We start from the raw sequence: 14,429 nt of genomic DNA on the forward strand, positions 1-14,429 counted from the left end.
CCCGCCGCCCCTCGGCGGGGCGGCGCGCCGACCCCCGCGCTCGCCGCCGCCCCGCCGCGCCCACCGGGGTCACCGTCGGGCCGCTCGTCGGGGCTCCTCGCCGCTCGTGCCCCCGCCTGCCGTGCCGGTGCCGGGGCCGGTGCCGCCGCCGCGTCCGCCGCGGCCGAAGCCCGCGGCCAGGGCCCGGGGCGGCACGCCGACCAGCAGCGCCTGCCCGCCGCGGACCCGCACCTCCGCGCGGCGCGGGCCGCCGGCCAGCTCGCCCGCCGCGCCCGCGAGCCGCCCCGTCAGCTGGTGGATCCGCTGGTTGGCGCTGCCGCGCAGCCCCCGGTCGTCGTCGCGGGACCGCACGTACCGGCCGTCGATCAGGACGTCCACCTCGGCGAGCAGCGCCTCGGCGTCCTCCCGCCCCGCCAGCTCGGACCTGCGGAACCCGGTGAAGCAGATGACCGACACGTCGCGCTGCGCGCGCGCCGCCCGGACCATGGCCGCGAGCCCGTCCGCCTGCGCCATCGGCTCCCCGCCCGACAGCGTGAGGCCGGTGACGTCCGGGTCCGCCAGCAGCTCGTCCGCCAGCTCGTCCGGCGCCGCCCGGCGCGCCTCGCGGAACGGGATCCACTCCGGGGCGAGGCAGCCCCGGCAGCGGAACGGGCAGCCCTGCACCCACACCACCGACCGCAGCCCCGGGCCGAGCGCCCGCGTCCCGACGCACGTCTCCGCCACGTTGATCACCGGTTCCGGCCCTGCCGCCAGTTCGTCAGCGGCCCGAAGATCCGGTCCCGGTGCGACCGGCGCGTGCCGTCGTCCAAGAGGCCCTCGTAGCCGGACGGCCTGAGCCGCGGCTGCGGCGCGACGTCGGGGCCTTCGCCGCCGGCAAGGGGGTTGCCGTACGGGGCGGGGTCGCCGTACGGGGCGGGGCTGCCGTACGGGCCGGGGCTGCCGTACGGGGCCGCGTTGCCGTTCGCGCCGGCATTGCCGTTCGCGCCGCCGCCGTACCGCGGGTCGCCAGGCTGGCCGTTCACCACGCGGACGTTCGACGGCCCGCCACCCGCGAAACCGCCGTTCCCGGACGGCGCCGGACGGCCACCGTCGGGAAAGCCGCCATTGCCGGGGGCGGCGCCCCCGTGAACCGGCGGGTCGAACGCGACGCCGCCCGGGTTCGCGGGCGGCATCGGCGGGCCGAACGCCATGCCCCCCGGATTCCGCGGCGCCATCGGACGGTCGTAACCCGGCTCCGACCGGACGTACTGGTCGAGGTCGGCGGGGATACGCGCCATCTCGCGACGCTTCCACTCCTCCAACGCGGCCTCGCCGACCTCGCCCTCGGCCATCGCCGTCCGCTGCGCGAGGCTCTCCAGCATCGCGCGGCGCGCGTCGTACACCAGGCCCGCGTACTTGACGTCGTCGGCGGCGCGGACCCGTGCGACGTCCGCGTCGCGCCGCGCGAGGTGCGCGCCGGTCTCCCGGTTCTCCCGCTCGTGCGCCGCGACGAGGTCGTCGTACACGGTCGGCGGCCCGAGGATCTGCAGCATCTTCACCAGCACCGGCAGCAGCTCGATCGCGATGAACATCAGCGTGACGAACAGGTGCGCGGTGCCGATCGTGCCGTTCTTCTGCGACAGCCGGTTGAGGGCCTCCAGCCGCAGCGCCATCCCGTCGGAGTTGCGGGTGTCGGCGGCGTGCTGGGCCTGGAGCGCGGACTGCTGCTTCTTCAGCCGCGTCAGCTCGGCGTTCACGCCTTCGGCGCCGCCCTGCCCGGTCAGCTCGTTCTGCGCGTCCTGCACGCCCTTGGTCTTGAGCTGCGCCATGTAGTTCTTGAGCTGGGTGTCGGCGGTGTCGAAGTCGCGCTTGGTGTCGTCGTAGTCCTGGATGCGCTTGCGGGCCTCGGGGCCGAGGCCGGCGCGGCCCGTCCCGCACTTGCCGAGCTGCTCGCAGGTCAGCTTCTCGCGCCGCTGCTCGAGCTGCTTCTGCAGCTCGTCGCGCTTGTCCTGGAGCTGCTTGAGGGTGGGGTCGGCGTCCGGCGTGGCGGGCAGGCCGCCGGAGGTGACCTGCGCCTCGAGTTGCTGCTTGCGCTTCTCCAGCCAGTCGATGCGCTTGCCGACCTGGTCGCCCGCGGTCTGCGCCTGGTACTTGGACTCCGCCTCGGCGTGCAGGACGTTGACCTCCTGCGAGATCTCCGGCGCGAAGATCTGCAGGACGATCGGCATCGACAGCACGAAGCCGAACAGCAGCGCGAGCAGCAGCCGGGGCAGCGCCAGGAACAGCACGCCGGCCTTGCTGGCGGTGCGGGTCATCGAGGCGACCAGCCAGCGGTCCAGCGACAGGATGCCGAGGAACCAGCCGGCCGTCAGCAGCACGATCACCGGCCACGGCGCCTTCAGCGCGATGTGCAGCGCCGCCGCCATCGACACCCCGGCCAGCGCGGCGGTGAAGATGACGACGCTGCCGAGGCCCTGGAAGCGCGTCTTGTCGGTGGGGGACCGCCGCAGGATGTCGCGGTTGACGCCGGACGCCCACAGCAGCGGGGAGAACCGGGGCCCGTCGCGCCGGGGGGCGGGCGGCGGGGGCGGGGTGCTCGCTTCGGTCATGTGCTGGGCCCTCACTGGACGTTCGGTCGGGGGGACGGGCCCGGTCGGGGAGAGGGGCCCGCGCGAAGGAACAGGGGGGATCCGGTCCGCGGTGGGAGGGGGGTTCGGCCGCAGGAGCGCGCGCAGCCGGCCGGGCGCGCGGCGGCGGAGCACGCCGTCGCGCAGGGGCTCGGCGCGCTCGTCCAGGTCCTCGATGGGGCGGCCGGGTGCGCGGGCGCCGGCGGTGGGGGCGTGCGGCGGCAGGACCCGGGCGCGCGGCCGGGCCGCCCGCGGGCCCCGCTCGCCGGCTCGTTCCCACGCCATTCGCACCTCCGCCGTGGCGTTCGGCCACCACCGGTCCGCCGGACATCCGCCGGACGGCAGGGCGGACCCGCGATGCCACCGGCCTTCAGTTGTGACGCATCCCTTACCGAGAGAGTTCGTCAAATACTGGCAGTTATTGAGAGGACCTTGTGAGTCTCCTGACACACATGGGAGAAGTGACCGCAATTGGCCGTATATGGCCGGTTTCGGAATTCCGCAGGGGTTGCGCACCGGCGCCCCGCGCGCCGGTCCCGGCCGCAGACTGGACGGGCCCAGGCCGTGCGACGGAGAGGAACGGCACGCCCGATGAGACCGCTCCGGCCCACCGACCCCCGGCGGATCGGCCGGCTCGGCAGCGGTGGCAGCGGCCAGGTGTACCTGGCGCGCTCGCCCGGCGGCCGCCCGGTCGCCGTGAAGGTCGTGCACGGGCACCTGGCCGCGAGCGAGCGGTTCCGGACCCGGTTCGCGCGGGAGGCCGCGGCGGCGCGCCGGGTCGGCGGGTTCCACACCGCCCAGGTCGTCGACCTCGCCCCGGACGCGGACCCGCCGTGGCTGGTCACCGCGTACGTGCCGGGACCGTCGCTGCGCGACGCCGTCCAGGAGCACGGCCCGCTGCCGCCCGCGATGCTGACGGCGCTCGGCGCGGGCCTCGCGGAGGGGCCCGCGGCGGTGCACGCCGCGGGGCTGGTGCACCGCGACCTGAAGCCGGGCAACGTCGTCCTCGCGGCGGACGGCCCGCGCATCATCGACTTCGGGATCGCGCACGCGCTGGACGCGTCGGAGCTGACGGCGTCCGGCGCCGTGCTGGGGACGCCCGCGTACATGTCGCCCGAGCAGGCGCGCGCCGAAGCCGTCGGCCCGCTCCACCGAACCTGGCGGGCACGAGCCTTCCAAGCCCTCGCCCGCGCCGCCTAAGCCCGTGGAGAAGTGCCGCCCCTATGTGCCGGTCAAGCGCGCGGGCGGCCATCGGCCCGTGCATGCGCACGGCCCCGGAGTGTGCGGCCCCTATACCCACCTCCCGTCCAAGGCCGGGACCTACCACGTCGCCGCGAGCGCATCGGCCGTGGACGCCGCCCTCCCGCCCGAATGGCCGCCGCGCCGCGTCAGCCGGCGACGGCTGGGACAGCGGCGGGCTCCTCACCGCATGGACGGCCCGCTGGCGCGCCCTCGGCGACGCCCCGCCGGACGACGCGCCGCCCGACGACCTGCCGCCGGGCAACCTGCGGCCCGCGCTGACCAGGTTCGTCGGCCGCGAACGCGAGCTCGCCGAAGGCGCCGCGCTGCTCGCCGCCGGCCGGCTCGTCACCCTGACCGGCGTCGGCGGCGCCGGCAAGACCCGGCTCGCCCTCCGGCTCGTCTGGCCGGCCGAACTCGCCGGCCTCACCGAGCCCGGGATGGCCGCCCGCGCCGTCGCCGTCGCCGCCGCCGCCGCCCTCGGCGTCCAGGTCGACGCCGGCCGCGACCCCCTCGACGCGGTCGCCGAGACGCTCCGCGGCCGCCCCGCGCTGCTCGTCCTCGACAACTGCGAGCACCTGCTCGCCGAGGCCGCCGCGCTGACCCGCGCCCTGCTGCGCGCCGCCCCCGCCCTGCGCGTCCTCGCCACCGCCCGGGAACCGCTCGCCATCGCGGGCGAGCGGCTCCTCGCCGCCGGCCCCCTCCCGCTGCCGGACGGCGACGCCCGCTCCGCCGCCGTCGACCTGTTCACCGACCGCGCCACCGCCGCCGTCCCCGGGTTCCGGCTCACCGACGCCAACCGCGCCGCGGTCGTCCGGGTCTGCCGGATGCTGGAGGGGCTGCCGCTCGCCCTCGAACTCGCCGCGCCCCGGCTGCGCCTGCTCACCCTCGAGCGACGGTGCCCTCGACGGTCGCGACGAGATCGGCGGAGACGGCGCCCTCCGCCGTCGCGGCGAGGGTCTCCGCCTCGACGGGCCCGAGGATGGCCGCGGCCTCCGCGGAGTCCAGCGCGGCGCCCGCCACGTCGGACCCGCCGCCGGTCACGGGGGTCAGCAGGCCCGCGACGAGGCTGGTCAGGCCGACGGCGATGCCCGCCTCGGCGAGCTTGCGCTCCACCTCGGAATGCGCGTGGTCGATCACGCCGGCGAAGTGGTCGCATGCGGTGGCGATCTCCCGGCACAGCTCCGCCAGCCCGCCCAGGAGCGTGCGGCTGTTGCACGATCCGTAGATCCCGCTCCAGTAGTCGGAGATGGCGGGGGACTCCCGGCTGCGGTTGTCGGTGATGCCGTGGACGGTGGTGGACAGCCGCGTTCCGATGCCGTCCACGTCCGTCGCGGCGGTGCGCCAGGCGGAGGCGGCGGCGCGGAGCCTCTCCTGGTGGCCGTTGGGCCAGTACTTCGCGAGGACGTCCGGCAGGAACGAGTCGCCGGGGCCGACCGGGACGGTCGTTGCCCGCCATGCCGGCGGCGTGGTCCAGTGCCACCTGGAGCCGCATCCACGCCGTGCCGACGTCGCCCTGTGCCCGGGCGAACCGGCCGGCGGCGCCGATGACCTGCTCGGGCGTGATGTCGACGGTCGTCATTTCCCACGCCACATGCGCAGGTTGGCGTCCGTGGAGATGCCGAAGTCGCCGTGCGCGTGCCGGATCGCCGCATGGAAGGACGCGATGGCGTCGGCCATGCGCCGGGCGTCGGCCATCCAGCGGTCGTGAGCCTTCTCATAGGTCTCGCTGGCGTCGCCCGTCCACTCCGGAAGAGTGCCGCGCAAGCGGAGTGGCGGGGGTGTTGCGGGGGTGGGGTGGGTGGGGGTCGTATGGGGGTGTGGGCAGGTATTTGCGGGTCGAGGACGACGTGGTCGGGGCGCGGGTGCGCTTGACAATGAGTGGGTACTCACTCAGGCTAGGAATGAGCGCACACTCAGTCAGGGAGGCATCGATGTACCCGGAGCTCAACGGCAAGGTCGTCGTCATCACCGGCGGATCGCGCGGGATCGGCGCGGACACCGCACGGGCGTTCGCCGAGGAGGGCGCGCGGGTCGCGGTGCTCGGGCGGGACCGGGACGCGCTGGACCGCGTCGCGAAGGAGACCGGCGGCATCGGGATCGTCGCGGACGTGACGGACCTCGCCGCGATCGAGGACGCGCGCCGCCGCGTCGAGGCGGAGCTCGGGCCCGCGGACGTGGTCTGCGCGTTCGCGGGCGGCGGGATCGCGCGGCCCGGGCCGACCGCCGCCATGTCGGAGGAGGAGTGGCACTCGGTCGTCGACGGCAACCTCACCGCGACGTTCCTCACGCTGAAGAGCTTCCTGCCGGGCATGCAGGAGCGCCGCGCCGGGGCGATCGTCACGATGTCGTCGTCGGCGGGGCGGATGCCGTCCAACCTGCCGAGCGCGGGGGGACGGGAGATGGGCAACCCGTGGGGCGCGCCGGTCGCCTACGAGGCGGCGAAGGCCGGGATCCAGGCGCTGACCAGGCATGTCGCCGCGGAGGTCGGCGGCGACGGGGTGCGGGTGAACTGCGTCGCGCCGGCGGCGATCCGCACCGAGCGCACCGAGCGGTTCATGCCGCGGGAGGTGCAGGACTTCGTCGCCGCGTCCCACCCGCTCGGCCGCATGGGCGAGGCGCGCGACGTCGCGTCGGCCGCGATGTTCCTGGCCTCGGCGCAGTCGTCGTGGCTCACCGGCCTGACCCTGGACGTCGCCGGCGGCAAGATCATGCTGTGACCCCGGCGGGGGCGCCGGCGCGCGGCGCCCCCGGGGGGAGCGGCGTCAGTCGTCCTCGCCGCCGTCCTGCTTCCCGTCGTCCTTCTTGCCTTCGTCCTGCTTCTTGCCGTCGCCGTCCTTCTTGCCGTGGTCGTCGTGCTCGGCCTTGTTCTTGGTGACCGTGCCGGTGGCGCCGTCGACGAGCAGCTCGTGCTCGGTGCCGTCCTGCCCGGCGACCTCGACCTCCCACGCGGGCTTGTCGCCCTCGTGCTCCAGCTCCACGGAGGTGACCGCGCCGGAGGCGGACTTCAGCGCGGTCGCGGCGGCCTGCTGGGCGGTGACCTTGGTGTTCTTCAGGCCCTGCGCCTCGGCGGCGTCGGACTCCTTGCCGGTCTGGTCGGCGGTGACCTTGGCGTTCGAGGCGTCGATCTTCACCTCGTGCCAGGCGCCGTCGCCCGCGAGGACGTCGATCTCCCAGGCGCCGTCGTCGAGGTCGGCCTCGCCGACGGTGCCGGGGACGGCCTTGAGCGCCGCGCCCATCGCCTGGTCGGCGGTGACGGCGGGGGCCTTCTCGGGACGGTCGCCGTCGCCGTGCCCGCCGCCGGCGGCGAGGGCGGTGCCGGCGGTGCCCGCGGCGACGGCCGCGGCGGCGATGCCGGTGACCAGCAGGCGCTTGCCGGTCATGAACTTGCGCAGATCGGGCTTCATGCTTCTCCCCGTCGGATGGTCTGTCGGACGTCACCCACCATGCGGGTACGAGGCTGAAGGGACCCTGAAGCTTCCTGAAGGGCGCTTCAGGTGCGTTCTGGCAGGCTGGAGGGCATGAAGCTGCTGGTGGTCGAGGACGAGCGGCGGCTCGCGCGGTCCCTGGCCGCCGGGCTGTCCGCCGAGGGGTTCACGGTGGACGTCGCGCACGACGGCGTCACCGGGCTCCACCGGGCGGTGGAGGGGGAGTACGACCTGGTCGTCCTGGACATCATGCTGCCCGGCCTGAACGGCTACCGGGTGTGCGCGGAGCTGCGCGCCGCCGGGTCGGAGGTGCCGATCCTGATGCTGACGGCCAAGGACGGCGAGTACGACGAGGCGGAGGGGCTGGACACCGGCGCCGACGACTATCTGACCAAGCCGTTCTCGTACGTGGTGCTGCTGGCCCGGATCCGCGCGCTGCTGCGCCGCCGGACGCGCGGCGGCGCGCCGGAGATCGTGCTCGGGGACCTGCGGGTGGATCCGGCGTCCCGGACGGTCCGGCGCGGCGAGGAGGAGGTCGAGCTGACCGCGAAGGAGTTCGCCGTGCTGGAGCACCTGGCGGTCAACGCGGGCCGGGTGGTGCCGAAGACGGAGATCATCGAGAACGTGTGGGACTTCGCCTTCGACGGCGATCCGAACATCGTCGAGGTGTACGTCAGCGCGCTGCGCCGCAAGCTGGACGCGCCGTTCGGGCGCCGGTCGATCGCGACGGTGCGGGGCGCGGGCTACCGGCTGAGCACCGACGGCGGCTGACGTGCCGCGGGGAAGAAGGCCGTTCGCGTCCGTGCGGTCGCGGGCGGCGCTGGCGGCGACGGCGGTGGTCGCGGTCGCGCTGGTCGCGGCGGGGCTGACGGTGCTGCTGACGCTGCGGGGCAGCCTGGCGAGGCAGTCGGACCTGCAGGCGGAGATCATCGCGCGGGAGGTCGCGGCGCAGGTGGCGGTGGGGACGCCGGTGGCGCGGCTGGACCTGCCGGACTCTGAGGACCATCCGGTGCAGGTGGTGGACGAGCACGGCCGGGTCCTCGCGGTCACCAAGGACCTGGACGCGATCAGCGGCACGGGGTCGCGGTCGGTGACCCCGTCGGGGGCGCGCACCGGCAAGGACGACGACCACGGCGGCGACGACGATCCGCGCCGCGGCGAGGTCTCGACGGACGTCCGGTACAGCGGCGGCCGCGCGACCGTCGATCATGACGCGGCCGACTACCGGTTCGCGGCGGTGGAGGCGACGCCGCCGGCGGGCGGGACGGTCGTCGTGTACGCGGGGGCGCGGCTCGCGACGCAGGCCGTCGGGTCGGTGACCCAGGCGATGCTGCTGGGGCTGCCGCTGCTGCTGGTGGTGGTCGGCGGGGTGACGTGGCTGGTGACGCGGCGCGCGCTGCGTCCGGTGGAGGCGATCCGGGCGGAGATGGCGGCGATCACGTCGGCGGGCGACCTCGCGCGGCGGGTGCCGGTGCCGGGGTCGCGGGACGAGGTGGCGGGGCTGGCGGAGACGACGAACCAGACGCTCGGCGCGCTGGAGCGGTCGGTGGAGCGGCAGCGCCGGTTCGTCGCGGACGCCTCGCACGAGCTGCGCAGTCCGCTGGCGTCGCTGCGCACGCAGTTGGAGGTCGCCGCGGCGCACCCGCATCTGCTGGACGTGGACGGTGCCGTCCAGGACGTCGTGCGGCTGCAGGATCTGGCCGCCGGCCTGCTGCTTCTGGCCCGGCTGGACGCGGGGGAGCGGCCCCGGCACGACCGGGTGGATCTCGGTGAACTGGTCCGCGAGGAGGTGGCGCACCGCGCCGCGACCGGCCGGGTGCCGGTCGAGGTGTCGGGGACCGGCGCGTTCGAGGTGCTCGGCAGCGCCGCGCAGCTCGACCGGGTGCTGGTCAACCTGCTGGACAACGCGCAGCGGCACGCGGCGTCCGCGGTGCGGGTCGGGCTCGCCGCGGCCGGCGGGCGGGTGACGCTGCGGGTGACCGACGACGGCCCCGGCGTCCCGCCCGCCGACCGGGAGCGGATCTTCGAGCGGTTCGTCCGGCTGGACGACGCGCGCGCCCGCGACGAGGGCGGCGCAGGCCTCGGCCTCGCCATCGCCCGCGGCGTCGCCCGCGCGCACGGGGGCGACCTGACCGCGGGCGAGGCGCCCGGCGGCGGCTCCGCGTTCGAGCTGTGGCTGCCCGCCGGCTAGCTATATGGCGAGGTTGAGGGCGAGGACGAACGCCAGCCCGCAGACCGAGATCACCGTCTCCATCAGCGACCACGACTTGATCGTCTGCCCGACGCTCAGCCCGAAGTACTCCTTGACCAGCCAGAACCCGGCGTCGTTGACGTGCGAGAAGAACAGCGAGCCGCTGCCGACGGCGAGCACCAGCAGCGAGGTGTCGCCGGTGCTCAGCCCGGTGACGAGCGGCGCGAGGATGCCGGACGCGGTGACGGTCGCGACGGTCGCCGAGCCGGTCGCGAGCCGGATCAGCACGGCGACGAGCCAGCCGAGGACGAGCACGGACACGCCGCTGCCGTCCACCCAGTCCGCGATGGTCTTGCCGATGCCGGTGTCGACGAGCGTCTGCTTGAAGCCGCCGCCCGCCGCGACGATCAGCAGCACGCCCGCGATCGGCGGCAGCGACCTCTCCAGCGTCGTGGTGATCGTCCGGCGGTCCATGCCGGCGCCGCGGCCGAGCGTGAACATCGCGACGATCACCGCGATGAGCAGCGCGATCAGCGGCGTGCCGAGGTTGTCCAGGACGGTGTAGAGCTCGGAGCCCTCGTCCAGCACGATGTCGGCGAACGCCTTGAGCAGCATCAGCACGACCGGCAGCAGCACGGTCGCGAGCGTGAGCGCGAACGAGGGGCGGCGCTTGCCCTCCTCGTCCTCCTCCTGGTCGGTGGTGAACAGCTCGGGCGGCTGGACGTCGACCCAGCGCGCGGCGAACCGGGCGAGCAGCGGGCCGGCGATCGCGACGGTCGGGACGGCGACGAGCACGCCGAGGCCGAGGGTGACGCCGAGGTCGGCGTGCAGCGCGTCGATCGCGACGAGCGGCCCGGGGTGCGGCGGGACGAGCCCGTGCATCGCCGACAGCCCGGCGAGCGCGGGGACGCCGACCGCGATGATCGACTGCCCGGACCGGCGCGCCACCAGGTAGATCACCGGCATCAGCAGCACGAGCCCGATCTCGAAGAACATCGGCAGCCCGATCAGCGCGCCGACCAGCGCCATCGCCCAGGGCAGCGCGCGCCGCCCGGACCGTCCGACGATGGTGTCGACGATCTGGTCGGCGCCGCCGGAGTCGGCGAGCAGCTTGCCGAACATCGCGCCGAGCGCGATCAGCGCGCCCACGCCGGACGCGGTGTCGCCGAAGCCCTTGCCGAAGCTCTTCACGGTGTCGGCCATCGGCAGCCCGGCGATGGCCCCGACCAGCAGCGAGCCGAGGGTGAGGCTGAGGAAGGGGTGCACCTTCAGCCAGGTGATCAGTACGACGATCAGCGCGATGCCGGCCAGCGCGGCGGGCACGAGCCGCCCGCTGGACGCGTGCGGCGCCGCGGCCAGCACGATCGAGTGCATGTGCGGTCATCCTCCTCGGTGGCGGGCTGGGGGACCCCTGGGGGTGGGGGACGGGGTGCCACCTCCGCCGAGTGCACCTCATTAACCAGCCGTTATCAAGAGGTCGAGTCGAAAAAACATACCTTTGACATCTGGGTGTGCCTGCATCGAAGCAATCGTGTGATGATTGACGCCATGGGGCGAGACAACCGGGCCGGGTTGCACGGCAGCGTCGTCGACCGGCTCGGCGTGCAGATCACCGCGGGCGACGTCGCGGCCGGCGAGGTGCTGCGGATCGAGCAGCTGGAGGCCCGGTTCGGGGTCTCCCGCTCGGTCGTCCGCGAGGCGATCAGGGTGCTGGAGTCGATGGGGATGGTGACCAGCCGCCGCCGCGTCGGCATCACGGTCGCGCCCCGCGGCGGCTGGAACCTGTTCGACCCGCAGATCATCGCCTGGCGGCTGGACGGCCCCGGCCGCGACGAGCAGCTCCGCGAGCTCGGCGAGCTGCGCCGCGGCCTCGAACCGGTCGCCGCCCACCTGGCGGCGCTGCGCGCCACGCCCGCGCAGTGCGGCACGCTGACCGGCGCCGTCATGCAGATGGCGGTGCACGGCAAGTCCGGCGACCTGGAGTCCTACCTGGAGGCCGACGTCCAGTTCCACCGGACGCTGCTGGAGGCGTCCGGCAACGACATGATGGGCGCGCTCAGCGGGGTCGTCGCCGCCGTCCTCGCGGGCCGCACCCACCACGACCTGATGCCCGCGCACCCGGAGCCGGTGGCGATCCGCTGGCACGCGGAGGTGGCCCAGGCCGTCCAGGCGGGCGACGCCGCGGCCGCCGAGCGGGCGATGCGCGACATTGTCGACGAGGCGACCCGCGCCATGCTCGGCCCGCCGGACGTGCTCGACCCCTCCGACACGCTCGACCCCTCCGGCGCCTGACCGGCGCCCCCGCGGCCGATACTGGGATCATGACTCTTCCGCTGAGCCCGGACGAACTGCTGACCACCACCCGGACCGTGCGCAAGCGCCTCGACCTGGCCCGTCCCGTGCCGATGGACCTCGTCCGCGAGTGCCTGGAGATCGCCGTGCAGGCGCCGAGCGGGAGCAACCGGCAGGGCTGGCACTGGCTCGTCGTCACCGACACCGAGAAGCGCAAGGCGATCGGCGAGTACTACCGGCGCTCGTTCGCCGCGTACGCCGCGTCCGGCGGCACGTCCGCCGGTCAGTACCAGGACGACCCGGACCGTGCGGAGGTGCAGCGCCGGGTCGGCGACAGCGCCTCCTACCTGGCCGAACGCATGGGAGACGTGCCGGTGCTGGTGATCCCGTGCCTCCGGCTGCACGGCGGGAAGCTGCCGGACGGCAACCAGGCGGGGCTGTGGGGGTCGCTGCTCCCGGCGGTGTGGAACTACGCGCTGGCGGCGCGGGCGCGGGGCCTCGGCACCGCGTGGACGACGCTGCACCTGGCGTACGAGCAGGAGGTCGCGGACGTGCTCGGCCTGCCGGCGGACGTGCGGCAGGGCGCGCTCGTCCCGACCGCGTACTACACGGGCGACACGTTCCGCCCGGCGCCGCGCGTCCCGCTGGACGAGATCCTGCACGTCGACGGCTGGTGATCCGGCGCCCCGCGCGGGGCGAGCACCGGCGATCCCCCTCGGCCCGCCGGGAGTCTCGCCCCGCGGGTCGCGGGGCGCGTCGGAGCGGCGGCGGACGGACGCGCCGGACCCGCCGGAGGCGCCGCGCCGCCGGCGGTGTCAGCGGGCGGCGAGCCCGGCCGGGTCGCGGTCGCGCCTGCGGACGTCGGCGAAGATCGCCTCGGAGATGGCGGTGGCGGCCCGCTCGGGGTCGGCGGCCGGGCAGAACGGCTGGAACCAGCGGGCGACCGGGCGGCCGTCGCGGTCGCGGCGCGGCCGCTGCCAGTGCCAGTACAGGTCGCCGTCGGCGGCGGGCTCCCCGCCGGGCGGCGTCAGCAGCCAGACGGTGCGGCCGACGTACGGTTCGACCTGCACGCACTGCGCGGAGACGGCCATCACCGACGGCGCGCTCTCGTGCGGCGCGCGCCGCCCGGGGCCGTCCCACGGGCCGGAGGCGCGCAGGCCGAGGGCGTCGAGGCGGTTCATGAGCCGGCGGGCGTAGTCCACCAGGTCACCGGGGCCGCCGTCGCCGGGAGCGGTGTCGTCAGGGCCGGGAGCGGTGTCGTCGGGGCCGGTGCCGGGGGTGCCGCCGGGAGCGCCCGCGCGGCCGGTCGTCCCGGGCGGCGGGGGCTCGGCGAGGGTGGAGATCGTCATGCGGGCTCCCGGGACCGGTGGCGGTGTCTGACAGCCAGGTCGGGCGACGCTGACTCCCTGCGAAAGACGTTCCTACGCGTGCAGCAGTGTGTCAAGCGCTTCATGTCAATTTACATGGCGCAGGTCGCGGAATGATCATTTGCGCCGGATGAGGGCCGCGCGGCAAAAGCTGCATTATGCGGGTTGCATGGTGTGATGGCCGCGGTGTAGACACGGAGCATGACTCCCGGTGACGACGGGCCGGTGCTGTCGGGATGGCTGCTCGGCAACGCCCTCGCGAATGCCCGCAAGGCGTCCGGTGAGTCGGTGGCGTCCATCGCGCGGGATCTCGGCGTGCATCCGCAGACCGTGCGGCGATGGGAGAACGCCGAGGTCACACCCAGCGTTCTCGTTCTGCGCGGGCTCTGCACGCATTACGGAGTCGCGCCCGACAAACAGGACGAACTGGAAGAATTGCGTGAACGGGCGAGCCGGCCGGGCTGGTGGAACGGCAGCGGCGACTGGCCCGACGCCACGGCCGAACTGCTCGGCATGGAGATGGCGGCCGTCCGAATTCGCGCTTGGGACCTGACCGCAATTCCCGGGCTCTTGCAGACGCCCGAGTACGCCCGGCAGGTCATCCAGGCCGTCGACCCCAGCGTCTCGCCGCCCCGCGTCGACTCCGGCGTCGAGCTGCGGATGGGCCGCCAGGCCGAGGTGTTCGGCGGCGCCGTCCGCGAGGCCGTCTTCATGATCGACGAGAGCGCGCTGGCCCGGATGCCCGGCGGCCCCGCGCTGCGCCGCGCCCAGATCGCCCGGCTGCTGGTCCCGCCGCCCGCGGTGACCATCCAGGTGATGCCGTTCAGCGCCGGGCCGCACCCGGCGCTCGGCTCCTTCATGGCGTTCGACTTCGACTCCGAGGTCATCAGCGCGGGGGTGTTCGTCGAGGGCTCGGTGACCGGCCGCAGCCGTGTCGAGACCGGCGCGGCCGTCGCCCGCTACGAGCAGGTCTGGGCCTGGCTCCAGGCGAAGGCGCTGACCCCGAAACAGACGACGGAATTCCTCGAGAAGATGATGGAAGGGATAGCCCCGCAATGAAGAACCGTGATCTTATTGCTCCCGGAACCTGGCGGAAATCGTCGCGGTCGAACGCCGCGCAGGACGCGTGCGTGGAGATCGGCGGCGGCGAACGGGTCATCGGAGTCCGCGACACCAAGGACCGCGACGGCGGGACCCTGGTGTTCGGCGGCGAGACCTGGCGCGAATTCGCCGCGCAGGTGAAGGCGGGCCGTTTCGACCTGTGAGCGCCTGAAGGCGGACGAAGGGCGGCCGGTGGCCCTGCGCC

At 74.7% G+C, this 14,429-nt stretch carries 15 protein-coding genes; 8 read left to right on the plus strand and 7 right to left on the minus strand.

The window, feature by feature from the left end; all coding sequences use genetic code 11:
* Positions 1-69 precede the first annotated feature (69 nt).
* Positions 70-732, minus strand: a complete 663-nt coding sequence (locus J4709_RS09730) for a 4Fe-4S single cluster domain-containing protein (protein ID WP_208239342.1) — start codon at positions 730-732, stop codon at positions 70-72.
* Positions 729-2,891, minus strand: coding sequence for a DUF4407 domain-containing protein (locus J4709_RS09735; RefSeq protein WP_208239344.1), 2,163 nt, complete (start codon positions 2,889-2,891; stop codon positions 729-731). Before J4709_RS09735 ends, J4709_RS09730 begins: the two co-directional genes overlap by 4 nt.
* A gap of 306 nt (positions 2,892-3,197) precedes the next feature.
* Here J4709_RS09735 and J4709_RS09740 point away from each other — a divergent pair, with 306 nt between their 5' ends.
* On the plus strand, positions 3,198-3,806 hold the full coding sequence (locus tag J4709_RS09740) for a serine/threonine-protein kinase (RefSeq protein WP_208239346.1): 609 nt from the start codon (positions 3,198-3,200) through the stop codon (positions 3,804-3,806).
* Between the two features lie 188 nt (positions 3,807-3,994).
* On the opposite strand, the gene J4709_RS09745 is transcribed toward J4709_RS09740, so the two are convergent.
* Together J4709_RS09745 and J4709_RS09750 are read right to left on the minus strand one after the other, a co-directional pair.
* Positions 3,995-4,423 carry a hypothetical protein gene (locus tag J4709_RS09745; RefSeq protein ID WP_208239349.1) on the minus strand — a complete coding sequence of 143 codons (429 nt, stop codon included), beginning with the start codon at positions 4,421-4,423 and terminating at the stop codon, positions 3,995-3,997.
* A 304-nt stretch (positions 4,424-4,727) separates the two neighbouring features.
* Complete coding sequence (locus tag J4709_RS09750) at positions 4,728-5,261, minus strand: WXG100-like domain-containing protein (protein WP_443608317.1); 534 nt, start codon at positions 5,259-5,261, stop codon at positions 4,728-4,730.
* A 518-nt stretch (positions 5,262-5,779) separates the two neighbouring features.
* On the opposite strand from J4709_RS09750, the gene J4709_RS09755 reads away from it, so the two are divergent.
* Positions 5,780-6,565 (plus strand): SDR family NAD(P)-dependent oxidoreductase, encoded by a 786-nt coding sequence (locus J4709_RS09755; protein ID WP_232383270.1) that lies wholly within the window; start codon positions 5,780-5,782, stop codon positions 6,563-6,565.
* A 45-nt stretch (positions 6,566-6,610) separates the two neighbouring features.
* Here J4709_RS09755 and J4709_RS09760 read toward each other — a convergent pair whose 3' ends face one another.
* The gene (locus tag J4709_RS09760; protein WP_208239354.1) at positions 6,611-7,252 is read right to left on the minus strand and encodes a PepSY domain-containing protein; all 642 of its coding nucleotides are present in this window, start codon (positions 7,250-7,252) and stop codon (positions 6,611-6,613) included.
* 114 nt (positions 7,253-7,366) lie between these two features.
* Here J4709_RS09760 and J4709_RS09765 point away from each other — a divergent pair, with 114 nt between their 5' ends.
* Together J4709_RS09765 and J4709_RS09770 are read left to right on the plus strand one after the other, a co-directional pair.
* Entirely contained in the window at positions 7,367-8,044 is a 678-nt protein-coding gene (locus tag J4709_RS09765) for a response regulator transcription factor (protein WP_208239356.1), read from the plus strand.
* Between the two features lie 31 nt (positions 8,045-8,075).
* A complete protein-coding gene (locus J4709_RS09770; protein ID WP_307801115.1) occupies positions 8,076-9,464 on the plus strand; it encodes a sensor histidine kinase in 1,389 nt (462 codons plus the stop codon).
* Here the strand turns inward: J4709_RS09770 and J4709_RS09775 are convergent, their stop codons facing one another.
* Positions 9,465-10,838 (minus strand): GntP family permease, encoded by a 1,374-nt coding sequence (locus tag J4709_RS09775; protein ID WP_208239360.1) that lies wholly within the window; start codon positions 10,836-10,838, stop codon positions 9,465-9,467. It lies immediately after the preceding gene.
* Between the two features lie 174 nt (positions 10,839-11,012).
* On the opposite strand from J4709_RS09775, the gene J4709_RS09780 reads away from it, so the two are divergent.
* Both J4709_RS09780 and J4709_RS09785 read left to right on the plus strand, forming a co-directional pair.
* Positions 11,013-11,756, plus strand: a complete 744-nt coding sequence (locus J4709_RS09780; protein ID WP_208239362.1) for a FadR/GntR family transcriptional regulator — start codon at positions 11,013-11,015, stop codon at positions 11,754-11,756.
* A 29-nt stretch (positions 11,757-11,785) separates the two neighbouring features.
* Positions 11,786-12,433, plus strand: coding sequence for a nitroreductase family protein (locus J4709_RS09785; RefSeq protein ID WP_208239364.1), 648 nt, complete (start codon positions 11,786-11,788; stop codon positions 12,431-12,433).
* A gap of 138 nt (positions 12,434-12,571) precedes the next feature.
* Here the strand turns inward: J4709_RS09785 and J4709_RS09790 are convergent, their stop codons facing one another.
* Complete coding sequence (locus J4709_RS09790; protein WP_208239366.1) at positions 12,572-13,105, minus strand: hypothetical protein; 534 nt, start codon at positions 13,103-13,105, stop codon at positions 12,572-12,574.
* Positions 13,106-13,324: 219 nt separating this feature from the next.
* On the opposite strand from J4709_RS09790, the gene J4709_RS09795 reads away from it, so the two are divergent.
* Positions 13,325-14,182 (plus strand): helix-turn-helix domain-containing protein, encoded by an 858-nt coding sequence (locus J4709_RS09795; protein ID WP_208239368.1) that lies wholly within the window; start codon positions 13,325-13,327, stop codon positions 14,180-14,182.
* On the plus strand, positions 14,179-14,388 hold the full coding sequence (locus tag J4709_RS09800) for a DUF397 domain-containing protein (RefSeq protein WP_208239370.1): 210 nt from the start codon (positions 14,179-14,181) through the stop codon (positions 14,386-14,388). The genes J4709_RS09795 and J4709_RS09800 overlap by 4 nt, the downstream gene beginning before the upstream one ends.
* Positions 14,389-14,429: the final 41 nt, after the last annotated feature.

It is taken from the genome of Actinomadura violacea (genome assembly GCF_017573465.1).
Taxonomy (GTDB): domain Bacteria; phylum Actinomycetota; class Actinomycetes; order Streptosporangiales; family Streptosporangiaceae; genus Spirillospora; species Spirillospora violacea.